Annotated in this window: 14 protein-coding genes; 9 read left to right on the forward strand and 5 right to left on the reverse strand. The window is 65.1% G+C overall.

The window, feature by feature from the left end:
* Window positions 1-26 precede the first annotated feature (26 nt).
* The 5 genes from K3172_RS05255 (at window position 27) to K3172_RS05275 (ending at window position 8,466) form a co-directional block, all read left to right on the forward strand.
* Window positions 27-4,289 (forward strand): RHS repeat-associated core domain-containing protein, encoded by a 4,263-nt coding sequence (locus tag K3172_RS05255; protein ID WP_221587630.1) that lies wholly within the window; start codon window positions 27-29, stop codon window positions 4,287-4,289.
* Window positions 4,290-4,304: 15 nt separating this feature from the next.
* Window positions 4,305-4,664 carry a hypothetical protein gene (locus tag K3172_RS05260; RefSeq protein WP_221587632.1) on the forward strand — a complete coding sequence of 120 codons (360 nt, stop codon included), beginning with the start codon at window positions 4,305-4,307 and terminating at the stop codon, window positions 4,662-4,664.
* Window positions 4,665-4,982: 318 nt separating this feature from the next.
* A complete protein-coding gene (locus K3172_RS05265; protein ID WP_221587634.1) occupies window positions 4,983-6,149 on the forward strand; it encodes an acyl-CoA dehydrogenase family protein in 1,167 nt (388 codons plus the stop codon).
* Between the two features lie 72 nt (window positions 6,150-6,221).
* On the forward strand, window positions 6,222-8,183 hold the full coding sequence (locus K3172_RS05270) for a TIR domain-containing protein (RefSeq protein WP_221587636.1): 1,962 nt from the start codon (window positions 6,222-6,224) through the stop codon (window positions 8,181-8,183).
* Between the two features lie 40 nt (window positions 8,184-8,223).
* Entirely contained in the window at window positions 8,224-8,466 is a 243-nt protein-coding gene (locus tag K3172_RS05275; protein WP_221587638.1) for a hypothetical protein, read from the forward strand.
* Between the two features lie 60 nt (window positions 8,467-8,526).
* On the opposite strand, the gene K3172_RS05280 is transcribed toward K3172_RS05275, so the two are convergent.
* Window positions 8,527-10,758, reverse strand: coding sequence for a trypsin-like serine protease (locus tag K3172_RS05280; RefSeq protein ID WP_247718063.1), 2,232 nt, complete (start codon window positions 10,756-10,758; stop codon window positions 8,527-8,529).
* A gap of 22 nt (window positions 10,759-10,780) precedes the next feature.
* A complete protein-coding gene (locus K3172_RS05285) occupies window positions 10,781-13,093 on the reverse strand; it encodes a trypsin-like serine protease (protein WP_221587642.1) in 2,313 nt (770 codons plus the stop codon).
* Between the two features lie 118 nt (window positions 13,094-13,211).
* Between K3172_RS05285 and K3172_RS05290 the strand changes: the two genes are divergently transcribed.
* The 4 genes from K3172_RS05290 (at window position 13,212) to K3172_RS05305 (ending at window position 21,715) form a co-directional block, all read left to right on the forward strand.
* On the forward strand, window positions 13,212-15,224 hold the full coding sequence (locus tag K3172_RS05290) for a TonB-dependent receptor plug domain-containing protein (RefSeq protein ID WP_247717929.1): 2,013 nt from the start codon (window positions 13,212-13,214) through the stop codon (window positions 15,222-15,224).
* Window positions 15,225-15,318: 94 nt separating this feature from the next.
* The gene (locus K3172_RS05295) at window positions 15,319-16,527 is read left to right on the forward strand and encodes a serine hydrolase domain-containing protein (protein WP_345725597.1); all 1,209 of its coding nucleotides are present in this window, start codon (window positions 15,319-15,321) and stop codon (window positions 16,525-16,527) included.
* A complete protein-coding gene (locus K3172_RS05300) occupies window positions 16,524-17,996 on the forward strand; it encodes a metallophosphoesterase (RefSeq protein ID WP_221587644.1) in 1,473 nt (490 codons plus the stop codon). Before K3172_RS05295 ends, K3172_RS05300 begins: the two co-directional genes overlap by 4 nt.
* Window positions 17,993-21,715, forward strand: coding sequence for a GMC oxidoreductase (locus tag K3172_RS05305; protein ID WP_221587646.1), 3,723 nt, complete (start codon window positions 17,993-17,995; stop codon window positions 21,713-21,715). The genes K3172_RS05300 and K3172_RS05305 overlap by 4 nt, the downstream gene beginning before the upstream one ends.
* On the opposite strand, the gene K3172_RS15735 is transcribed toward K3172_RS05305, so the two are convergent.
* From K3172_RS15735 to K3172_RS05320, 3 genes are read right to left on the reverse strand one after another with little or no spacing between them, the layout of a single operon-like run.
* A complete protein-coding gene (locus K3172_RS15735; RefSeq protein ID WP_221587648.1) occupies window positions 21,708-22,361 on the reverse strand; it encodes a TetR family transcriptional regulator in 654 nt (217 codons plus the stop codon). The two genes, K3172_RS05305 and K3172_RS15735, sit on opposite strands and share 8 nt — an antisense overlap.
* Window positions 22,358-23,518 (reverse strand): CaiB/BaiF CoA transferase family protein, encoded by a 1,161-nt coding sequence (locus tag K3172_RS05315; protein WP_221587650.1) that lies wholly within the window; start codon window positions 23,516-23,518, stop codon window positions 22,358-22,360. The genes K3172_RS15735 and K3172_RS05315 overlap by 4 nt, the downstream gene beginning before the upstream one ends.
* The gene (locus tag K3172_RS05320; RefSeq protein WP_221587652.1) at window positions 23,518-25,062 is read right to left on the reverse strand and encodes a hypothetical protein; all 1,545 of its coding nucleotides are present in this window, start codon (window positions 25,060-25,062) and stop codon (window positions 23,518-23,520) included. Before K3172_RS05320 ends, K3172_RS05315 begins: the two co-directional genes overlap by 1 nt.
* Window positions 25,063-25,100 lie beyond the last annotated feature (38 nt).

Consider the following 25,100-nt stretch of genomic DNA (forward strand, 5'->3'; position numbering starts at 1 on the left):
AGACATTCCTTCGAAAGACAAAGCCCATGAACACGCTCGCCCACTACAAGAAGGCCCTCCTTGTCACTGCCGCCTCCCTGCCGCTTGGTGCGCTTGCTTCGACCGCACATGCTCAGGTGACTCCCGACACTCCCGATGTGCGAAGTGTAGTGGATGAATACGGTGTCGATTTATCCTCGGGGCAGCTGCGTGTTCAGGGTTCCACCGTATCAATCGGAGGCGCTGAAGGACTCACGTTCGATCCCGGAGATGTAAACGGCGGATCGTGGCGTCATAACTACACTATCAATATGGTCACCGGCACGGTGAACGGTGTAGCGGTCGTACGGGTGCAAATTGGCGAAAGCCGGCGCGACTTCAAGCTTGTCAGCGGTGTCTACCAACCGCTGGATGGCCTTCCCGGCACTTTGAACTCGACGGCCACCATCTATACCGACGCAAACGGCGTGCGCTTTGAATTCATTAGCGGCCAGTCGTATTGGCTGGGTGAATTTCTCCACCGACTTGGCACCAAGATCATCTTTCCGGACGGGCGCCAACACACGCTGCAATATGCCATCAAGCGCTACACATACAGCTCAAGTTATGGTGGCGCCTTTTATGATGTCCCGCAGCTTCGATCGGTAACATCGAATAATTCCTACCAGCTAAAGCTGGAGTACGATCAAGCGAACCCGGGTCTCGGGGCCTCGATGTTCCCATCGAAGGTGATCGCGCTGAACTCTGCAACCGAATACTGTGACCCGGTCGCTGAAGTTTGTTCGCTCAATGGCGACTGGCCAAAGCTTGCGTATGGTGTCGACAATCTCGGCCGCTCGACGAATGTCTCGCGCTCAGGCAACACGATTTCGGTCAAGCGTCCGGGCGACAGTCAGCCTAGCGTCGTCGCGCAGGTCGACAGCAACAGTCGCGTCACCAGCCTCACCCTCGAGAACAGCTATACCCGCAACTATTCCTGGTCGCAGATCGGATCCCTCTTGACGAGCGTGGCGAATGACGCGCTGGGTCGGCAAGCCACGACGGTTGTAGACACGAACCAGAATGTTATCACCTCGCACACCAATGCGGCCGGTAACGCGACGAACTACTCTTATGACGCCCAAGGGCGTGTCACACAAATCACCGCGCCCGAGGGCCAAAAAACCCAATTCGCTTATGATGCTCGCGGCAACGTCGTCACCAAGACGAAAGTGGCAGAGGCCGGGTCGGGGCAGGCGAACATCGTTACCTCGGCCGCATTTCCGGCTTCGTGCTCGAACGCGGTGACCTGCAACAAACCCACAAGCATCACCGACGCGCGTGGCAATACAACCAATTTCACCTACGATGCCACTCATGGAGGCGTTACCCGGGTCCAGCGTCCAGCCGACAGTAACGGGCTGAGGCCGACCTTGGATGTCAGCTACACCTCTGTGGTAGCGCGGACCCGCAATTCGTCAGGCGCGCTGCAGAACCAGTCAACCGGCATCATGCGGATCGATACCACCAGGCAATGTGCAACTGCGGTCACCTGCGCAGGCACGGCCAATGAGTTGATCGTCGACTACGATTACGACACTTCAATCGCCGAGAACGGTCTCGTCACGAGCGTTACATCGCGATCGGGTGACAATGCGGTTTCAAGCATAACCCGCTATACCCACACCGACCTGGGGTTGATCGAAACAATGGATGGCCCCCTCGCCGGGACCGGCGATACGAGCACTTTCCGCTATGACGTATTGGGCCGTCAGACCGGCGCCATTGGACCCGACCCGGACGCAGCCGGCAGCCTTCCTCGTGCGGCCGTGCGCCAAACCCGTGACGGCTTCGACAACATTATCGCCACCGAAATTGGCACTGTGACCGGTACGACCGAGGCGGCATGGAGCGCATTCTCGCCGAAGGAAAAGTATGTATCCAATTTCGACATCTACGGTCGCCTCAGGAGCGAAGCACAGGTCGCAACAAGCGGGACCACTCAATACTCGATCGCGCAATATGGATACGATGCCGCGCTGAGGCTCGAATGCGTTGCACAGCGCATGAATGCGCCGTTGACGACCACCGTACTGCCTTCGAGTGCGTGTGTTCCCATGGCGGAGGGTTCGTCAGGTCCGGACAGGATTATGCGACGTATCTTCGACAATGTCGACCGCGTCGTAAAAGAACAGTCCGGCGTGGGCACTTCGTTGGCGCAGGACACGGCGGAGATGGCTTATAACCCCAATGGCACCGTTGCCTGGGTCGAGGATGCGAGCAACAACCGGACATCCTATGGTTATGATGGCTTTGACCGGACTACGCAGGTCATTTTCCCATCGAAAACAACGCCCGGTACTTCGAACAGTGCTGACAACGAGGTGACGGGCTACGACGCGAACGGAAATATTACCTCCTTCAAGTCGCGTTCTGGTTCGACACTCGCTTATCAATACGACAATCTGAATCGACTGATCCAGAAAACTGTTCCCTCGCGAGCCGGCTTGTCGTCCACCCACACGCAGAACGTATTCTTCACATACGACCTTCTGGACCGCCGTCTCGGGGCGCGATACGGATCGAACAGCGGTGCCGGTCAGTCCATCGCCTACGATGCGTTGGGGCGCACCACCCAGGTTTCCGACAATTCGACCGGGGTTAACCGCATTGTCAGTTACGCCTACGATGCGGCGGGCAACGTTAACCGGCTGACCTTTCCCGACAATCAGTATATTTCGTACGATTACGACTCTCTGGGCCGCCTTTCGGGGGTTCGGCAACTCACCACCTTGCTCGGTAACCTCAATTACACCGAAGTCGGCCTGCCATCGCAGCTTGACTGGAGCTACCAGGCCGCTTCGAGCAACAAGCGGATCCTGGGTTACGATGCAGCAGGCCGCTTGGCGTCTCTCGCTCTCGACGGGCACGGTACCGCGTCCGATGTCACGTGGTCCTTCACCCGTAATCAGGCCTCACAGCTAACGAGCGAGGCACAGTCCAATGATGCCTACTCCTGGAACGGCTTCGTTGCGCTAGCCCGCGACTACACCGACAACGGACTCAACCAGTATACTACCGCCGGTGGCGCCAGCTTCTGCTATGACGTCAACGGAAACCTCACCGCCGACGGTTCGAGCGTCTACCTTTATGACATCGAGAACCGCCTGGTCGAAAAGCGCCTGCAAACCAACACAAATTGCAGTGCGCTGAGCTACACTGGCTCTCTGGTCGCGGCACTTAGGTATGACCCGCTTGGAAGGCTGATCGAAGTGTCGGGCGGCCCGCAAGGCGTCCAGCGCTTCGTCTACAGCGGCGACGATCTCATAGCCGAATATGATGCCTCGGGCGCGATGCTGCGCCGCTATGTGCACGGCGTCGACGGAGGCGACGATCCGTTGTTGATGTACGAAGGCGCGACCCAAGGGTCGGCGCAGCGCCGCTACTTGCATAGCGACGTTCGCGGATCGATCGTGCTGGTCTCGAACTATCAGGGCGTCCCGCTGTATACCAATACCTATGACGAGTTCGGCATCCCCGATACCGCGACAGGTAACGACATCAGCACCAAGGGGCGCTTCCGCTATACCGGACAGGTTTGGATCCCCGAACTCGGCGTGTATTATTACAAGGCTCGGATGTACTCGCCGACACTCGGCCGCTTCATGCAGGTCGATCCGATCGGGTACGGCGATGGGATGAACATGTATGCCTATGTTCAGAACGACCCCGTGAATTCAAGCGATCCTACGGGGCTTTGTACGGTATTTACGACCTATCGGACCTACAATGTCTCGGTAACCGTCGGTGGATACACCTCGACCGGAACTCGTACAATCGCGACCGGCTCCTCGACCCTTGGGTGCGACGGCGGAGGCGACGGATCGTATGGAGGCACTGCTTCTACCGCTGGAATCATCGATGCAGCGGCTGCCGCAAGGGCACGCGGAGACCGGAAACTTGCCCCGGCTGGCGCAAATCAGGAAGACGAATTCGATTATGAACAGCTCGGCCAATGCTTGTTGGATCTCGCTGCCGGAGGCGTTGGAGGTCTCTTGGGCATCTCGCTAGCCGAGATGACCAGTGCCGCAGCTGACGACGCATACGACTACCGCAACCGTCGCCTGCCGAGTGATACCGCGGGCAGAAACCTTGAGAGGAGAGCCGCGAGCGACACCGCCAGGCGATTTGGTCAAGCATTCGTCAGGCAGATCGGCAATATCGCTGGTGCCACGCCGTGGGGCAGGATAGCTAAGGCTGTGATCGGAGCCGGTGCGGCCGGATTTGCTTCCTCGGCTTGCCGCGGGGTTGCTTCGGATCTGGTATCCTAGGGATTGTTATTCAACGTGACAGATAAAGCCATGCCCAAATTCATGTCCGTCATACGAGCAGGCTTGGTGCTAATTGCAATCTTTGCCATGATCTCCGATTATTTTGATAACCAGTCAAAAATCATGATCATTGCTGGATCATTTATTGCTCAAGGGATCTTGGTTGTTATTGGCAGCCTCATGCAGAATAGAGTTGGGATAGGCTATTATTTAAATCTGTTGGCTCCTTTTGTCGTTTTGCTGATAATAACTACGGCCATAATTTTGCTGGATTTTACAGTGCAGCCAATAATATTTTTCTTTGCTTGCGTCATTTTCATGGTGGCGTGGATTTCATGGCAGGCCATGAGGCGTGACGAGGCCAGGTCGAATTAGGTTTCCTTCACATGGGCCAAATGCTTTCGGACTGACTGAAAAGCGTCGCCTCGTCCTTTTTTCAACCATCGGGGGCTGACGTGGCTCGCTCTCGGCATGGGGGGCGGCCGCAATTTGAGTGAGATGACGTAGGCGCAGTCTCGTCCATTGACTGTCGGAAGCTGCTGACGTGGCCCAACTTTCAGGACTGGCTGCATCATGCCGACGGCCATCAGGTCTGCGTCCCTTCCTCCGCGCCACCGGACCTGCCCGAATTGCCCGCTCGCGGAGTGCACGATGCGTTGACACGCATGGCAATTCGTCGGCAAGCACGGCCTCATGACGATCCCGGCAGCACGCAGCGACCATCCCGAAATCCGCGAAGCGGTCCGCGCATTGGTGCGCGAGTTTGGCGACGAGTATTTCCGGAAGGTCGACGAGGCGCGCGAGTATCCGGACGAATTCGTCACGGCACTTACTCGCGAAGGCTGGATGGCGGCGCTCATCCCCGAAGAGTTCGGCGGCTCGGGTCTCGGCCTGACCGAAGCCTCCATCATCATGGAGGAAATCAATCGCGCCGGTGGCAATTCGGGCGCCTGCCACGGGCAGATGTACAACATGAACACGCTGCTGCGCCACGGCTCGCAGGAGCAGAAGCAGCGCTATCTCCCGGCCATCGCCGAAGGGCGCATCCGGCTGCAGTCGATGGCTGTGACCGAACCGACCACCGGGACCAACACCACCGAACTAAAGACCCGCGCGGTGCGCAAGCGCGACCGCTATGTCGTGTCGGGCCAGAAGGTGTGGATCAGCCGCATCCAGCATTCGGACCTGATGATCCTGCTTGCGCGCACGACCCCGCGCGATGAGGTGGCGAAGAAGACCGAGGGTCTCTCCATCTTCCTCGTCGAGCTCGACAAGGCGATCGGCAACGGCATGGAAATCCGCCCGATCCGCAACATGGTCAATCACGAGACCAACGAAGTGTTCTTCGACGATCTCGAACTGCCGGCGGACTCGCTCATCGGCGAAGAGGGGAAGGGCTTCCGCTATATCCTCGACGGCCTGAACGCAGAACGCGCGCTGATCGCGGCCGAATGCATCGGCGATGGTTACTGGTTCGTCGAACGCGCAGCGGACTATTCGCGCGAACGGATCGTGTTCGACCGGCCCATCGGCAGCAATCAGGGCGTGCAATTCCCGATCGCCCAAGCCTACATGGAGGTGCGCGCCGCCGACCTCATGCGGTACGAGGCCTGCCGCCTGTTCGACGAAGGCCTGCCGTGCGGGGCGGAGGCCAACATGGCCAAGCATCTCGCCGCTGAAAGCTCGTGGAAGGCGGCCAACGCCTGCATGCAGACCTTCGGCGGCTTCGGCTTCGCCAGCGAGTACGACATCGAGCGCAAGTTCCGCGAAACGCGACTTTACCAGGTCGCCCCGATCAGCTCCAACCTCATCCTCAGCTTCGTCGGGGAGCATGTGCTCGGGATGCCGCGCTCGTTCTGACGCTTGCGCTAGCCAGCCGGCGATTGCCGCGCTAGCAATGGCTGGCAGCTGCGGCAGAGGGGCCCGGTGACGGTGATCGGCGAGACGGATGCTGAAGGGGGAACGCCGCGCAAGGTGTTCCTCAGCTATGCCCGCGCCGACGTCGAAGCGGCCCGCAAGGTCGTCGCCCTGCTCGAAGGTGGCGGGTTCGACGTCTGGTGGGACGGCCTGATCGAGGGCGGGGCGACCTACCAGCAGAAGATCGAGGAAGCTCTGGACAGCGCGGATTGCGTCGTCGTCCTGTGGTCGACCTCCTCGGTCGATTCCCATTGGGTGCGCGACGAAGCGGAAAGCGGGCGTGAACGGCACCGCCTTGTGCCACTCTCGCTCGACGGCACCATGCCGCCGCTCGGCTTCCGGCAGGTCCAGATGATCGACGTCAGTCGCTGGAACGGCCGCCCGAATGCGCCCGAAGCCGAGCGCATACTGCTCTCGGTGTCGGCGCAATGCAGCGGCAAGTTGGACGAGCCGCATCATCCGGTTGCAACTGCGCCATTGCGACACGGTGTCTCGCGGCGTGCGCTGATTGCCGGTGTGGTCGGGATGGCCGGCGTGGCGGCCCTCGGCGCCTGGCAAGCGGGACTGTTCCCGATCGGCGATAGCGATAGCTCGCGTATCTCGATGGCCGTGCTGCCCTTCGCCAATCTCTCGGGCGACGAGGACCAGGCCTGGTTCTCGAGCGGCCTGTCGAACGAATTGCGTGCGGTGCTCTCGCGCAATCCGCGCCTGCGCGTCTCGGCGCCGACGACCTCGAACGCGCTCGATGAAGAGGGCGCGGACGAATTCGCCGAGGCGAAGCGGCTGGGGGTCGACAATATCCTGCGCGGCAGCGTCCAGCTGGCGGGCGAGACCATGCGCATTTCGGCGGAGGTCGTGCAGATCTCCGACGGGCTCGTACGCTGGGCCGACACCTTCGACCGCGCGCTCACCGATATCTTCGAACTGCAAAGCGATATCGCGCGTACCGTCGCGCTCTCGCTGATCCAGCAGATCGCCAGCGAGGAAGAAGCGCGGGAAAGCCTTGCCGAACAGCAGCAGGTCGGCGGAACCGACGATGTTGCGGCCTACGAAGCCTATCTGCGCGGCCATGCCTTCTACGATCTTTCTGCCGGTGTCGAAAGCGACCGCGCGGCGCTGGCGCAGTTCGATGCGGCGATCGTGGCCGATCCCGCCTATGCGGCCGCCCATGCGATGCGCGCGACCATGCTGGCAGCGGTCGCCAATGCGACCACCGACGCGAGCGAGATCGCGCGGTTCTACGACCAGTCGATCGCGGCTGCCCAGCGCTCGATCGAACTCGAGCCGCGGCTCGCCATCGGCCATCTCGCGCTCGGCTTCGCGCTCAACAATGGACGGCTCGACCGCAAGCGCGCCCGGCCGCATTACGAGAAGGCGCGCGAACTGGCGCCGCAGGATGCGGACATCCTGCGCTCTGCGGCGATCTTCTTCGGCTTCGGGCCCGAAACAAAGCTGGCCCGGCAGATGATCGACGATGCGATCGCCCTCGATCCGCTCAATGCGCGGGCTTACCGGACGGCAGGCTACGTCGCCTACATGGCGCACGACTACCCGCTGGTGATTTCCCGGATGGAGGAGGCGCTCGCGCTCAATCCCAAACTGGCCAGCGCGTATAACGCGATCGGCGCGGCTCTTTACGCGCAAGGTCGTTACGACAAGGCGATCGCGGCGTTCGAGGCTGAGCCGGTGGCAATTTTCAAGCACACCGGGCTCGCGATCACGAAAGCCGCCATGGGCGACAAGGCCGGCGGTGAGACCGCATTGCAAGCGGTCGTGGACGAGTATGGCGATGCTGCAACCTACCAGCAGGCGCAGATCTTCGCGCAATGGGGCGATGGGGACACGGCCATGGAGAAGCTGGAGCAAGCTGTCGCCGGGCGCGATCCGGGCGTCTTGCTGGCGCTCAACGACCCGATGCTGGAGCCCTTGCGCGGGCGGCCCGATTTCGCACGATTGCTAAGGCGACTGACGTCATGATACCACGCGTTCGGTCGCTGTTCTGGAGAAGGGGGATTTTATGAAGTCACTTGCTTTGCGCCTTGTTGCAGGATCGGCCGCTTTCGCGCTCGCCGGTTGCCAGCCCGCCGCCGAAGAGGCTCCGGTAGATGAGACCGTGAGTGAGCCCATGGAAGCCGAACCGACCGACGAGGCCGTAGCGCCCGAAGCGACGGGCGAAGCCATGGAAGGCGAAGAGGCCAATCCGGAAGACGACGGCCTCGACGGCACGAGCAGCCCGATCAATCCCGACGCGGCGGAATAAGCGCCTGAACAAACACGGGCCGGCGTGCAGTGCGCGCCGGCCCTTTCGCTGTCGTGACGCCTAATCCGCGGCGTATCGCCGCATCTGCTCCGCGATCCAGGCGCGCACCTTGGCCACTCTCGTATAGCGGCTGACTTCGCCCAGGGTGCCGCATTTCTTGCCCGCGCTGATGACGCCGATGACCCGCGGCACCCGGTCCTCGTCACCATAGTAGATCAGCGGGCCGCCGCTATCGCCGAGGCAGGCCTGCGCGCCGTTCGCTCCGCCCGCACACAGGGACGAATTCAGGCGGTCGTTCTGGAAGTTCGTGATGCGGGTGCACTCGGCTTCAGACGTGAGCTGCATCTTGAAGCCGCGCAGATTGTCCGTGGTCGAGCTGTTGTTCGCTTCGGTCCAGCCCCAGCCGTATCCGTATACCGTCACGCTCGGATCGACCCTGCGTTCGCCGATCGGCAGCGGATCCAGCGCGATCGTCCGGATCGCGTTGACCGGCCCCTCCTGGCTGGGCTGGCGATGATCGTAGCGCACCAGCCCGATGTCGAAAGCGTAGTTGCGCGGATTGAAACCGGGATGCGAAATCGTCCGGATGATGGGGTAGCTGACGCCTTCGGATGCGCGCGGGTTATGAACGCCGAGCCGCACCTTGTAACCTGGCGTGATCCGGCTGCTACCGATTTCGGCGAGGCAGTGTGCGGCGGTCAGGATCCAGCCGCGCGCGATCACCGAACCACCGCAAAGCACGCGCCCGGCGAGGCTCGCGCGCTGGCCGCCGACGACGGGAGGCCGCCACAGCAGAGCCTGCCATGGCGCCTGGCCCGGCCTCAACTCGTAACTCATGAGGCCACGCGCCCGCGCGCCGCAACGCATGTCGACATAAATTGTCCCGCGAAACATCAACCTGCTCCGCTCGCAATCGAACAGGAGGGCCGATCGTGGCCCCTCGCTTCGCCTTAACGGCCTGCCGGTATCCTCGCCCGGTTCGAGCGGTGCGATGAAGGCATGGTCCGCATCGGCCAGCTCGACTTCGGGCTCGATGCCGGCGAAGGGCGAGGCGTCGTCACAGGACGGCAGGTCGCCTGCTGCGCAGGCCCCGGCGAATAGCGCCGCCGCGCGCATCGGGTCGGGCTCGATCAGGTCGCCATCGAGCAAGGCGCGGGCAAGGAAGCGGCAAGTCTCGGGCCGGGCCTCGTCGCAAGCGAGTTCGAAAACCCGGATGGCATCAAGGCCCGACTGCGTACCCGGTGCGGGTGCGGGATGGCGCAGGTGCAGCGCAGCTAGCGAACAGTGCTCCTGCACGCCAGCAAGGCAGGCTTGCCTGAGCAGCCCGGTCGCCTCGCCATAGTCTGCGAGCGCGGGGGCAAACGCTACGCTGCCATGGATCATGGCACCAACCCGGCCGCAGGCGACCATGTCCCCTCGCGAACACTCCGCGCGCAGGGCCGGTTCTTCCCGATAGAAATCGGCGGTTGCGCAATGGTTCGCCTCGAGCGCGCAGGCGCGTTCGAGGAGGGACAACACGCCAGCCCGATCTTCCGGGCGATTGCGATCGTCCACCAAGCGCTCGGCTTCGTCGAGGCATGCGCGCGCAAGGCCCGCGCGGCATGCCATGCGGTTGGCCGAGCTCACCTCCGCCTCGTCCACCGGTTCGCGGAAGGTCGCAATCGCGATCGCTTCGGAACAGGCGTCGATATAGTTTCGCGTGGCGCAGAGATCCACAATCCGGGCTGTGGACTCGGCCACTTCCCCGTCCCCAGCGCCTTCGGCAATCGTCCAGCGCGCATGGGCGAGGCACATGGCATCGCTGCCGCGCGCACACGTCTCGCGAGCGAGCGACAAGGCGGCGGCGCGGTCGTTCGCGTCATCGGAACCACCGTAGAGCGCATTCGCAAGGCCGGCGCATCCTGCAAGCGAGCCAGTGTCGCAAGCGCGCCGGAACAGTTGTTCCGGCGTTTCAGCTTCGCTCCATGGCTCCGGGCTGCCTTCGTCGGTTGCGGCAAGGCCAGCGCAGCCATCGGCGCTGCCGAGCGCGCAGGCTTCGCGCAACAGGATGCGGGCAACCAGGAGGTTGCGGAACACCTCCTCGCCTTCGAGATAGGTTTGGCCAAGCTCGAGGCAGGCATCGGCAGCGCCCGCCCGGCACCGCGCGTCCAGCTCCGTGTCGATGAAGGTCAGCGGTATCTCTGCGGCGCTGACAGGCGTGGTCGGCCCCCGGATCACCTTGCGCGCTACCGCGGGGTCCGCCTGCATGGCGAGGGCAAAAATTCCGATGAGCGCAATCGCCCGGATCTTCATCGCTTGCACTGTGCCACCTCCGTCAGAAACCCCAGTCCGGATAGCGGTCCATCTGCTGGCGGATCCAGCCCCGGACCTTGGCGACCCTCGTGTAGCGGCTGGGTTCGCCCAGCGTGCCGCACTTCTTCCCGGCGCTGACCACGCCGATGACCTTGGGGACCTTGTCGGCATCCTCGTAATAGATGAGCGGCCCGCCGCTGTCCCCGTCGCAGGCCTGCTCGCCCCTGGTGCCACCTGCACATAGGACGGCGTTCTCGCGCTCGCCGCGAAAGGCCGTGATCTGCGTGCATTGGGAAAGCGAGCGGAGTTGCATCTTCATGCTGAGCAGCTTGTCCGAGGTTTCGTACCCGTCGACCTTGGTCCAGCCCCAGCCGTAGGTGTAGACGTCCATCCCTGACTCGATCTTGCGCTGGGCGATGGACCGGTCATCGAGCGGGATGGTCCTGATCGAATTGGTTTCCCCGGGTTGCGATCCCTTGCGGTAGTCGTAGCGCACCAGCGCGATGTCGAAGGCGTAATTCCTGCTGTTGAAGGCGGGATGCGGGATCGTCTCGACGATGGGGTAGCTGATCCCCTCATCCTTGCGCGGATTGTAGACGCCGAGCCGCACGAGATAGCCGTCTTTGATCCTTCTGCCGCCCATCTCCTTGAGGCAGTGCGCGGCGGTCAGGATCCAGCCGCGGGCGATGAGCGTCCCGCCGCAGAACACCCGTTGCTGCGCGCTCAGCTTCTGGCCCAGGTAAGCGGGCCGCCACAGCAGCGCCTGCCATGGCGCCTGTCCGGGCCTGAGCGGGATCCCGTTGATCCCGCCCCCGGAAACGTGACACTCTTCGTGCGTGTAGAGCTCGCCGCGAAAGAACAGGGCGCTCGTCCGGCACCAGCGGTCCCGCGGGATCGTGTCCTCTTCGACCGAATTGGCGATTTCGGCGGGTTTCCTCTCTTCGCCCAAGTCATTGTCTTCCGGCGCAGCGAAGGAGCCGTCTACGGTCGCGATATCGACCGAGCCCGACACTCCGACGAAGTGGCGCAGCCGAACGCAGGCTATTTCGGAGCCCGCTTCGCAAGCCATGGCGAAAAGGTCGCCCGCGCGGCGGCGCTGTTCGGGGGTCGGCGGGGCGCGGCCGGGATCCTCGTCGGCAGCCACCAGCTCGGACGCCAGGTGGACACATCCGAACGCGCGTTCCGTGTCGCATGCAAGATCGAGGACGCGCCATTTATTCGCCTCACTCTCGGAGTCGTTGCCGGCTGCCCAATCGGTGACGTAATCGGCCGCGGGCTTGCAAAATTCGTCCAGACCGCCGAGGCAGGCTGCGACCAGCTGGCGTCCGCCGGTTTCTCCATAGTCCGGCTTTAGCGTCCGTCCCTCCTGCGCGCCGAGGCCCAGTTCGCCGCAGGCGCGCAGGTCGCCGCCATCGCACAGGGCCGTTCGGGCAGGTCGGAGCCGAAAGTCTTCGGCCTTGCCGCAATCCTCGAAGTCGAATGTGCAGGCGCGGTCGAGCAGGCTTTGCACTGCGTCGCGTTTGGCGTCGTCCGGATGGGCTTCAGCCAGGTCCTGGGCGAGAACAACGCAATCGCTCGCTTCTCCCGCATCACAGGCGAGCGTCCTGAACCGCTCGATGAGCCGGGCATTCTTCTGCGGTTGGAAGGTCAGCAGATTCGCCGCGCGCGTGCATATTGCGCGGTCACCCTTGGCGCACAGGGCCTCGAGCTCGGCAATTCCGGCAGCGAAATCGGATTTCGGACGATCGGGGCGCAGCTTGAGTTCGGCCAGTTGCGCACAGGCGGGAGCGAAGCCGCTCTTGCAGCTGTCTTTCATGAGTTCCTCGCCGCGCTGCGGATCCTTGCCGTTCGCTATGCGCGCTGTGCCAAGCGAACCGATGGCTTGGCCGACCCGGTACTCGCCGAAGTACAGATGACTGCCGAGCCTGGAGCACGCCTCGGGCGAGCCCAGGCCGCAGGCCTTCTCGACCAGGTCCATGGCCAGAGAGAGGCTGGTGAGGTCGTAGCCTTGCGCCATGTAACCATCGGCGAGGCGCAGGCAGCCTTCGGCGCTGTCGAAAGCGCAAGCGTTCTGCAGCAGGCGCATTGCCACCGGCTTGTTGATCAGCGCATTCTCCCCGTCGAAATAGAGCATGCCGAGCTCGAGACACGCCTGCGCATCGCCGTCGCGGCAGCGGGCGTCCTTGGCTTCGTCGACATGGGCCGGTTCGACGTGGGCGGGGGGAGAGGGCAGGCCGACGTGCTCCGGTGTCGGCACCTGGGCAAGCGAAGGGGTAGTGGCGAGCGCAAGCCACAAGCCGGCTGCCGCGAAGAAACTGCCGAAAGTGCCGCCCATGAGCCGCCCCCTTTTCCGCAAGGCTGATTGCACCATGCTTTGCGGGAAGCGTCAAGCGGTTGACCCAGCCCGCCGTATCGTCTCAATCGCCTTGTCGCTGCTTCATGGAAGATCCCGCTTGAAATCGCTCCAGACCCTTGCGCTCGTGAGTGCCGTCATCGCCGTGCCGGCCTCTGCCCAGTCCGATGGCGAAACGCCGCAGCCGGTTATCGTCGTGACCGGCGAAGGGCTGGCCGTCACACCGGCGACCCCCGCCTACGATACGCAGGTGATCGAGCGCGAGGAGCTTCTGTCCGTGCCCTCGGGCCGGATCGAGGACGCCCTGGCTTCGGTTGCGGGCTTCCAGCAATTCCGCCGCTCGGACAGCCGTTCGGCCAATCCCTCCGCGCAAGGGGCGACACTGCGCGCTCTGGGTGGCAATGCCACCAGCCGCGCGCTGGTGCTGCTCGACGGCGTGCCGATGTCCGATCCGTTCTTCGGCTACATCCCCTTCAGCGCGATCGCGCCCGAGCGCCTGGCACAGGTTCGGGTAACCCGCGGGGGCGGGTCCGGCCCGTTCGGCGCGGGTGCGCTGGCCGGGACGATCGAGATGACCAGCGCGGATGCGGGCACGCTGGGGGCGTTCGGCGGGCAGGTGCTCGTGAACGATCGCGGCGAGACCGAGGCAAGCGCCACTGCGACATCGCGGCTCGGCGCGGGCTTTGCGTCCATCTCGGGCCGCTGGGACCGGGGCAAGGGCTTCTGGACCACGCCCGAGGCCGAGCGGGTCCCACATAGTGCGCGCGCCGCCTTCGACGGGTATTCGGTGCAGGTTCGCGGCGTGACCCCGCTGACCGACGCGATCGAGCTACAGGCGCGCGGCCTTGTCTATCGCGACGAACGGACGCTGCGCTTCGAAGGCGCGGACAGCAGCATGGAGGGGCAGGATGCGAGCCTGCGGCTGGTCGGCCGGGGCGCGTGGGCATTCGATGTGCTGGGCTACGTCCAGGCGCGCAACTTCACCAATGTCGTGATTTCCTCGACCCGCTTCGTGCCCGTGCTGGACCAGCGCAACACGCCGGCGACCGGGCTCGGCGGCAAGATCGAGCTGCGCCCGCCGACGGGCGAGCGCAACGTGCTGCGGCTCGGGCTCGACTATCGCAAGTCCGACGGCGAGCTGTTCGAAACCGCGCTCAGCGCGTTCAGCGGCGCGGTTACCGCGCGGCGCAATGCGGGCGGCACCAACACCGATCTCGGCCTGTTCGTAGAGAACGACGTGACGCTCGGTGCGCTGACGCTGACCGGCGGCGCGCGGCTCGATCGCTACACCATCCGGGGCGGCTTCTACACCGAACGCGACGGCGCAGGCGCGCTGGTCGTCGACGACCGCTTTGCCGACCGCGCCGGCTGGGAAGCTTCTTTCCGCGGCGGTGCGCTCCTGCGCCTCGGCGAGACGGCCAGCCTGCGCGCTGCGGCCTATAGCGGGCTGCGCCTGCCGACGCTCAACGAACTTTACCGTCCGTTCGTGGTCTTCCCGGTGGTAACGCAGGCCAATGCCGAACTCGGGAACGAGCGGCTCGAGGGGTTCGAGGTCGGGCTCGACGTGACGCCGCGCGAGACGGTCCGCCTGTCGCTCACCGCGTTCGACAACCGCGTCAGGAACGCCATCGCGAATGTCACTATCGATACGAACCTGCGCCAGCGCCGCAATATCGACGCCATCCATGCGCGCGGGGTCGAGGCGAGTGCCGCGTTGACCTTCGGCACGTTCACCTTCGACGGAGCGATCGCCTATACCGATGCCGAGGCTCAAGGATCGGGCTTGGCCGCCGCGCTCGACGGCAATCGGCCGTCCCAAACGCCGAAATGGGTCGGCGGCGCGACGCTGGCCTATCGCCCTGCGGAAAACTGGCTGTTCTCGGCCACGCTGCGCCATACCGGCGCGCAGTTCGAGGACGACCTGGAAACCGACATCCTGCCAGCCGCGACCACTCTCGATGCCTTCGCGCAGCTGCCTCTTTCCAAGGGGGTCTCGCTGGTCCTGCGCGGCGAGAACCTGACCGACGAGGCCATCGTCACCCGCAACCAGGGCGGATCGATCGACCTCGGCACACCGCGCACGGTCTGGGCCGGGGTGCGCCTGGGCTTTTGACCCAGGCCTTGCGGTAATGCGGAATTAACCATGTTTACGAGCGGTTAGGCTTTCGCTGGCAAAACGCCCCCGGATCGCAAATCGGGGGTGAAGCGTGGGTCAATATGACGGTGCGGTCGGCGGCCATGTCGCGCCAGGCTTCGAGCCGGTGCGCGAAGCCTTTGCCCGCCACATCGCGGCAGGCATGCTGGGTGGGGCCTGCACGATCTACCATGGCGGCGAATGCGTGGTCGACCTCCACGGCGGCTGGAAGGACGCGGCGCGCACCCGCCCGTGGACCGACGACACCATCACGCTCGTTTTCTCGGTCAGCAAGGGGCTGAGCGGCGCGGCCTGCGCGCTCGCGGCTTCGCGCGGCTATTTCGACTACGACCAGCCCATCGGCGAGGTCTGGCCCGAATTCGCCTGCCACGGGAAAGAGGTGCTCAGCGTCGGGCAGGTCTTGTCGGAACAAGCGGGTGTCGCCGCGCTCGACCGCAAGCTCAGTTGCGAGACGATGGCCGACCATGCGTTGATGGCGCAGGCGGTGGCGGAGCAGAAGCCCAACTGGGCGCCCGGCGACTATAGCGGCAACCATCCCTATTCGCTCGGCTGGCTGGCCTGCGAACTGATCCATGGGCGCGATCCACAGGGCCGCCATCTCGACCGTTTCCTTGCCGAGGAGATCGCCGGACCGCTGGATGCCGACGTGTGGTTCGGCCTGCCGCGCGATTTCGACACGGATCGCATCGCGCGGATCAAGGGCTTCGGCCTGCCCGACATGGTGCTGCACCGGAAGAACATGAGCTGGCCGCTGATCGCCGGCATGTTTGCGCCTTGGACGCTCACCTTCCGCGCGCTCAACAACCCGCTGTTCCTGCAGGGTCCCGCGGCGCTCGACACGCCCGAATTCTGGCACATCGAGCAGGGCGCGGCAGGCGGCATGGCATCGGCCAGGGGGCTCGGCAAAGTATATAACGCCTTCGCCACGGGCGGCGCTGCCCTGGGCATTTCGCCAACAGTCTTGGCCGCGCTTGCCGAGGGTATCGCCCCGCCGCGCAAGGGCCTGCAGGACCAGGTGCTTCATTGCCCGGTGCGCTATTCGCACGGCTTCGAAAAGCCATTCGACGGGTGGGAATTCGCCCGCAACCGCGCCGCCTTCGGCACTTTCGCGGTCGGCGGCTCGCTCGCCTTCGCGGACCCAGAAGACCAAGTCGCTTATGCCTGGGTCACCAATGACATGGGCACCCACAAATGGGACGATCCGCGCGAGAAGGATTGTCGCGACGCCTTTTACCAATGCCTCGAGGAGACTGGCGCATGAGCCTGCGCACCATAGTCCTGTCCGACCTGCACCTGGGCGCGGACGACAGCCTGCTGACACACCGCGAAGGCGCGCACGTGGTCGACGAGCCCGGCGCCGTGCTGGCGCGCTTTGGCGAGGCCTTGCGGGCCACCGCGCGCGATCTTGCAGGCGGCGAAAAGGTCCAGCTGGTTTTGCTCGGCGATGCGCTCGACCTCGGCCTGTCCCCCTTCGGCGAGGTGAGCCGCAGCTTCGTGCAATTGCTGCACTGCTTCTTCCCTGCCGGTGTGGAGCAGGTGTTCGATCCAGAAATCGTCTACGTCCCCGGCAATCATGACCACCACATCTGGCGTATGGTTCAGGACCATGCCTTCATCAGCCAGGTCGAGAAGATCGAGACCCACCCCGGCGTGAAGGTGCCGGACGATCTCGAGCATATCTCGCTGATGACCGAGCGGCCCCAATACGAATGCCGGCTGCTCACCGCGCTGATGCAGCGGTACGGCCACCCGATCGCCGACGGCGTGGTCAGGGTCGCCTATCCGAACCTGGCGCTGGTATCCGACGATGGCGAGGCGGCGGTGGTGATGCACCACGGTCATTACCTCGACGCGTCCTATCGCCTGCTCTCGCGGATCAGCGGCTGGCTCGACGACAAGGATGGCCTGCCGGACACGACGCTCGACCTCGAGCGGCAGAACGGCAGCTGGGTCGATTTCCTGTGGTCCGATCTCGGCAGCTCGGGCGAAGTGGGCGAGGGCGCGAACACGCTTTATGCGACCATGCTCGATGCCGGTGCCTCGCACCAGCTCGGTGAGAAGATCGCCAGCCGCATCGCGGACGAGCTGCAGAAACGCATGGGCGTGAACACGGAAGCGCCGCTCAAATACGGCATCACGCCGGGCAACCTCATCCGCGCGGGCGTGGTGCTGGCGGCGGGCCGCGAGGCGGAGGTGCAGCGCGACGGCTTCCGGCAGGCGATGAGCCCGTCCGAGACCGGGGATCTCCTCTGGTATCTCTCCGGCCCGGTCCGCAACCAGTTCGAGAGCGAGCTTGGCAAGGTGCCGAAGGATGTGCGCTTCATCTTCGGCCATACGCACAAGCCGTTCCAGGACCAGCTTTCCGTGCCCGGCTATGCGCACCCCGTGGGCGTCTTCAACACCGGCGGCTGGGTGCTCGACGAGCCCAAGCTGATGCCGTGCCAGGGCGCCTCGGCGATCCTGATCGACGGCGATCTGGAGGCAGTCTCGTTGCGGCTCTTCAACGATCCGGCGGGCGTCGCCATGCCAGAAGTGCGCGTCTCCGGCGGCGGTGGCTACGGGCCGAAACAGGATGCGTTTCTCGCCGCCGCCCGCGAGGCGGTGGCAGAGCATTCGCGCAAGTGGTCGGCCTTCACGGCGGAGGTCGCGCACCGGATCGACGAACTCAGCGAAGCGCGCGTGGAGCGCTTCCTCGACCTGTCCGAAACCGCGCGGGAGGCAGCGGAATGACCGGCCAGACACGCATCGCCCACGCTCTCTCGCAGATCGGTTCGCATTACACGGTCGTGGTCGTCGGCTCGGGCTATGGCGCGGGCGTAGCCGCCTCGCGCCTGTCGCGTGCGGGCCAACAGGTCTGTGTGCTCGAACGCGGGCGCGAGATGCTGCCGGGCGAGTACCCGAACAAGCTCGCCGATGCGCAGGGGGCGATGCAGGCCAACACCTCGCGCGGGCGGCTGGGCGAGGCCGATGCGCTGTTCGAACTGCACGTCAACGAGGACATGTGGGCGCTGGTCGGATGCGGGCTGGGCGGCACCTCGCTGATCAACGCCAACGTCGCGCTGGAGGTGCATCCCGAGCTGGTGAAGGCGCAGGGATGGCCCAAGGTTTTCCGGGAGAATCCCGCTGTCCTCCAGCCTTATTACAACCATGCGCGGGCGATGCTGGCGGCGACGCCCTATCCCGATAGCTATCCCGAACTCGGCAAGCTGAAAGCGCTCGAGAAGGCGGCCGAGGCGCTCGGCCAGCCGTGCTATCGCCCGCCCATCGCGGTGAACTTCGAGGACCGGACCAATGCGTTCGGCGTCCCGCAACCGGCGTGCGTGGGCTGCGGCGATTGCTGCAGTGGCTGCAATTTCGGCGCGAAGAACACGACGCTGATGAACTACCTTCCCGATGCAGCGAACAACGGCGCGGAGATCTTCACGCAGGCGAAAGTCCTGTGGGTCGAACGCGACGGCGCGCGCTGGCGGGTGCATTTCGAGCCCAATGGCAAGGACGCACCGGGTGAGGCGGGCAGCGTGACGGCGGACCACGTGATCCTCGGCGCGGGCGCGATAGGCTCGACCGAAATCCTGCTGCGCAGCCGCGACAAGGGCCTCGCGCTGTCGGACCGGCTGGGCGAGAGCTTCTCGGGCAATGGCGACGCGCTCGGCTTCGCCTACGATTCCTACTGGAAGACCGAGGGCGAGGGCGACAATCTCGTCGCCGACCCCATCTATTCCATCGGCATCGGCGCGAACGACGTGCCGAAAGAGAAATACCCCGGCCCCTGCATCACCGGCGTGATCGACATGCGCGACATGGCCGATCCGACGCAAGGGCTGGTGATCGAGGACGGTGCGCCTCCGGGCATCGCCGCGCCGATGTTCGCGCCGGTGTTCTTCTTCGCCGAGGCAGCGGCGGGCAGCTTCACGCGCTTCGGCATGGACCAGGTCAAGCCGCGCATGATGGACGCCAAGGCTATGGGCGAGGCGTTCCAGGAACACCCTGCGAGCGTGGTCGACTGGGCCTACAAGGGGCCGGTCGCGCGCACCCAGTCCTATCTGGTGATGAGCGTCGACGATGCGGGCGGCAGGCTCGTGCTGACGGGCGACCGGGTAGCCATCGACTGGCCGGGCGCGGGTGCCGAGGAAACCATGCAGCGCGACAGCGACTGGATGGCGAAGGCGGCGCAGGCGATCTCGGGCCAGTATTTCCCCGATCCGCTCTGGACCGATCCGCTAGGCAAGAAGCTCATCACCGTCCACCCGCTGGGCGGCTGCGGCATGGGCGACGATGCGAGCGAAGGCGTGGTGGACGACGCCTGCCGGGTCTACGCGGGCACCTCGGGCAGCGCGGTCCACGAGGGCCTCTATGTCTGCGACGGGTCGGTGATGCCGGCCGCAGTCGGCGTCAACCCGCTGCTGACGATCAGCGCGGTGGCGGAGCGGGCGATGGACTTGCTCGCTTCGCGCGAGGGGTGGGCGTTCGACCGCGCCATCGGGCCGAGTACGCCGCTGCCCAAACCCAGGCCGGACCCGAAGAAAGTCATCGCCGCCGCGTTTTCGCCGGTCGAAAAGGTCACGAAGCTGGTGGAAGGCGGGCTGTTCGAGGAAGCCAAGAGACACGTCTTCGATTTCATCAAGGCGCATCCCGACGAGACCAGCCCGAGCTTCCGCTTCACCGAGCGCATGCGCGGCCATGTCAGCCACCAGCCCGACGATCGCGAGACGCCGGCGAGCCAGCGCATCGCCAATGGCTACACCATCGGCGCGGCCTGGGGCGAAAGCCTCGGCCAGCCCTGCGCCTTCGAACTGACCGTCAGTACCGACGACCTCAACCGGCTGAGCACCGATCCCTCGCACCCGGCGGAGATCACCGGGACCGTCGACTGTCCTCTCGTAAGCGCACAGCCGATGACTGTGCGCAAAGGCACCTTCCATCTGCTGGTGGTCGATCCTGACCGGCCCGAGAGCTGGACCATGACCTACGACCTGCAGCTCGACCGGGCGGACGGCGGACCGTGCCGGTTCCACGGCTTCAAGGTGTTAGAGAAGCGCCACGGATCGGACCCCTGGACCGATCTCACCAAGCTCTACGTCACGATCCGCGAGGGCGAGGGCGAGGACGCGGGCGGTGCTCTGCTCGCGCAGGGCATCCTGCGGCTGGGGCTGGAAGACCTCATGTGGCAGGCCTCGAGCATGAAGCTCGGCGTGCATCACGATACGCTGGGCAAGCTGATCGCTATCGACAGCCGCGTCGAGAATGCGGTGTCGGAATATTTCGTCGCCAAGTTCGCCGCGCTGTTCGGCATGTCTTCCTTCCAGGCCTATGGCGGGATGCTGGCTCTGCTCAACGACTTCGCGGGCAAGGAAGCGGCGACGCAGGTCCACCGCGCCTTGCGCGCGCCCGCGCCGGAGAAATTTGTCGTTCCGACCGGTGACGGGGTTACCATCGGCCTCACCCGCTATCGGGGCGGGCCCAAGGGGCCGGTGATGCTAGCCCCGGGATTTTCGGTGAAGGCGTCCTCCTTCGCCACGCCCACTGTCGAGGAGAACCTCGTCGAGACGCTGTGCGGCAAGGGCTATGACGTCTGGCTGTTCGACTACCGCGCCAGCGGCGATTCCGGCAATTCGACCGAGCGCCCGCCCGAATTAACCATAGACGACATCGCGCTCCTCGACTGGCCGGCGGCGACGCGATTCGTGCTCGACAGGACCGGCGCGAAGGATTTGCAGGGCATGGTCCATTGCGTCGGTTCGATGAGCCTGCTGATGGCGATCGCCGCGGGCAAGGTCGACTGCTTCCGCCAGCTGGTCAGCTCGCAGCTGACGCTCCATCCGGTGACCGACTGGATGAACTACCTCAAGGCCGATCTCGATACGGCAGGGGTGCTCGGACAGGTCGCGCAACTCGACGGGCATTTCGATTTCGTCCCGCAGGGCACCGAACTCGATTACGAGATCGACGCGATGGCCTGGAACCTGCCCGTGCCCGAGGGGCAGGAGTGCCACAACCCGACCTGCCGCCGCGTCTCCGCGGTCTACGGCCCGAGCTGGGATCACGCACAGCTGGGCCATGACACGCATGTCGCGCTCGGCAGCATGTTCAGCCGCGTGCCGGTGAAACCCTTCGACCAGATGCAGCGCATCACCGAGGCGGGCAAGGCGGTCGATAAGGATGGCCGGGACGTCTATGTCACGCCCGAGGGCGCGGCGCGGCTAGACCTGCCGATCACCTTCCTCGCCGGCGCGACCAACCAGATCTTCTATCCCGAAAGCGCCCAGCGCACGCTGCTGTGGCTGCAGAGCGAGGCGGCACGGCGCAACCGGCGCGAGGGGCGGGATGGCAAGGGCGACTACCGCCTGATCCTGATCCCCGAATACGGGCACATGGACCTCTTCATCGGCCGCAATGCCCATCGCGATGTCAGCCCCCGCATCGTCGAAGAGCTGGAGCGGTTCAACTAGCCTCCCAAGCCGCGCCAGGTGCGAGCAGCCCGCGCACGACGAGTTCGGCAGTGCTGGCGGCAAAGCGTTCGACCAGCGCCTCGTCGAGCTCGCCCGTGCCGAGCAGCGCGCGGCGCGAGGCGGCGGAGGTGAAGATATGCGCGCAGGCCCCCTCGATCGCGTAGCCGACGAGGTCGGTATCGACCGCGCGGAACAGGCCCTGCTCGACCCCCTGCGCGATGATCGTGCGCCGCGCTTCGGCCACGGGACGGGTGAAGAAGCCGGTCACCAGCGTCGCCGCCTCGCTCGACCCTTCGCGGATCAGCTTGTGCAGCAGGCGGTGGAGATAGGGCCGCCGGTAATAGGCGCGCACGATCCCGGCGACGTGGTGCGCAATCTTGTCCGGCGGCGACATGTCGGCGGCGAGCAGCCGGTCGAGCTGGCCCACGGCAAACTCCGCGTCATCACGGGCGATCGAGACCATCAGCCCCTCGCGCCCGCCGAAGTGGTAGCTGACCGCAGCGATGTTGCAGCCCGCGCGCTGGGTTATCTCCGAGATCGAGACCTCGAGCACGTCCTTCTCGCACATCAGCTCGCGCGCGGCGGCGATGATCTTCGCGCGCGTCGCATTGCCGGCGCGGCTGGGGGAGGGAGCCGGGCGGTTCACGATGTCTCGCCTGCGGCATTGTGCTCGCCGACATGTGGCGTCGGCGCGAGTTCGGGCGGGTCGTAATCGCCGAAGGTGAAGGGCGGGCGCATCTCGACATAGGTGCCCTCGGTCGGGTGCTCGCGGCGGCGGAAGAACCCGGTCGCGGCGAGATGCGGGTCTTCGAGGATATCGCCCATGTCGCGCACCGCCTGCGCCGGGATCTGCTCCGCATGGCACTTTGCGACCAGTTCGGCGGTGGTGAAGCCCTGCGTGAGCCGCGCCATCTCCCGGTAGAGCCCGGCGACATTGTGGAACCGTGAGACCGGATCGGCAAAGCGCTCGTCCTCCAGCACTTGCGGCGCGCCGAGCAGGCCGAAGACCTTGGCCCACGACCCGTCGGTATAGGGAACGATGCTGACGTATCCATCGGACGTCGGAAAGGGCTGGCGGTCGGGTTCGAGCTGGCGGTTGTAGCCAACCGGCGCGTTGGGCGGATCGAAGGTCAGCCCGCCCAGATGCTCGAGCATCATGAAACCGGTGAAGGCCTCGAGCATCGGCACTTCGACATGCTGGCCGCGCCCGGTGCGCAGGCGATGGACGATCGCGGCGAGGGTGGCGTGAGCGGCGTGAAGCCCTGCAACCTTGTCCGCAATCAGCGAGGGCAAGTAGCGGGCGCGCGGGTTCCCGTCGACGCGCGGCAGCATGGTGGCCGTCCCGCTCGCGGCCTGGATGACGTCGTCATAGGCCTGCAAATCGGCGTAGGGCCCGTCCTGCCCGAAGCCGACGCAATGGACGTAGATCACCTGAGGATTGATCGCGCGCAGGCTGTCGTAATCGAGCCCGAGCCGCTCCAGCGCCTTGCCGCGCACGTTGACGACGAACACGTCCGCCTCGCGCAACAGGTCGAGCATGCGCGCCTTGTCGTCCGCGTTCTTGAGGTCGAGCGCGAGCGATTGCTTGCCCCGGTTGATGGCGATGAAGCCGGGGCCCATGCCTCTTGTCTTCGCGGGTGTGCCGGCCCAGCGATAAGCGTCACCGATGCCGGGCGTCTCGATCTTCGTGACCTCGGCGCCGAGATCGGCCAGCATCTGCGTGCAATAGGGGCCGAAGACCACGGTGGTCAGGTCGACCACCCTGATGCCTTCGAGCATGGGCTCGCCGTCGCCCGCCTCCATCAGCCGAGCCCGGCGATGATGTTCGCCCCGTCGCGATGCGCGATGCGGGCGATCTTGCCGACGGGGTCCTCGGCCAGCAGCGCGGCGAGCGTCGCCGTATCGCCTTTCTCGATGCACGCCAGCATGCGCCCCTCCGGGCTGCTGCCGATAACGTATCCGCGCGTCGGTTCGCCCTTGCTGAACACTACCGTGTAGGTCTCGACCGTAATTTCGCCGTCGCTTTCGAGCAGCGCGGGTGCCGCTTGCGCGTCGATTGCCTGCTGGATGGCGGCACTGGATACCGGCTGCCAGTCCTGGGGTGCCTCGGTCGAATAGACCCCGACCGCTTCCTTGCTGAGGAAGCCGCCATTGGCGAGGACCAGTCCGAAATCGCCCGGCTGCGCCCGCAGGCGCTCTGTCATGGTGGCGATGGCGTGGAGCGAATAGTTGTTGCCCGGCCCGCCGAAGAAGGGGAGGCCGCCGGTCACCGTCACGGGCCGCGTCCGCCAGTCGATGCCGAGCGACTCGGTCGCGAGCAGCACCGCGCAGGGGAAGCAGCTGTAGATGTCGTAGATCGCGATATCCGCGGCGCTCTTACCGCTGCTCTCCAGCGCAAGGGCCAGCGCCTTCTCCATCGGCAGCGACCGCGAGATGTCCCCGCGTTCGGTCACGAAGGCGTCCTTCGCCTGCGCGTGGCCGTGGAGGAAGACCCACTTGGCGCGGTCGATGCCCAGGCGCTCGGCCTCGGCCACGGTGGTCATCACCACCGCGGCCGCCTGGTTCACCGCATCCTGCGCGACGTGCCATTTCAGGTAGGGATCGGCGACGGGATAGTTCTCGGCGCTCGGCGTCGAGAGGAATTCCGCGCTGCGGGCTCGCGGAAACTGAGAATGCGGGTTGGCGGCGGCGACCTGCGAGAAGCCCTCCCACAACTCCGCCATCAGCGCCATGTGCTCTCTGCGGCTGTTGCCGAGCCGCCTGCGCAGCGCATGTTCGAACGCTGGATAGGTCTGCGTCGGCGCGCCGAGCCCGTTGCGGATCTCGTAGGGCGAGAGCAGCGCACCGCCATAGCCGCGATCGGTCTGCGGCCCTTCGGCCGAGCGCGACCAGTCGAGCTGCAGGCCCTTGCGCACCGCGGCCTTGAGCGCGCGCGTCGCCTCCGCGCCGACCAGCAGCGCGGCCCTGGTTTCGCCCGCATGCAGCGCCGCGGCGAGTTCGTTGACCAGCTCCTGCGGCTGGTTGCCGCCGAGCTCGGAATAGATGTTTTCGGTGCCCTCGATGCCGAGGTCCGCGGCGACCGTGGCGGGCGGGTTCTCGCATCTGCCGAAGGGCTGGGGGGCTCCGGGGATCGAGTCCGGTGTGGTGCGCACGGCGACGATCCGGTCGATCGCGCCGCGCAGCGCGTCTGCCGCGTCGCTATCGTCGAGGGCCAGTTGCGCGGCGTCGCGGCGCAGGTCCTGCGGCGAGGGGGCGGTGGCCGCATCCTCGCCATACCAGTGGCTGGTCAGCTGGCCGACCCCCACGATCACGGGGGTGTTGCCGGTGACGGCCTGCGCAGTGCTCATCCGAAATCCTCTCTCGTTTCCAAGGACTATTTCAAAGA

It is taken from the genome of Qipengyuania proteolytica (genome assembly GCF_019711565.1).
GTDB classification, from domain to species: Bacteria; Pseudomonadota; Alphaproteobacteria; order Sphingomonadales; family Sphingomonadaceae; genus Qipengyuania; species Qipengyuania proteolytica.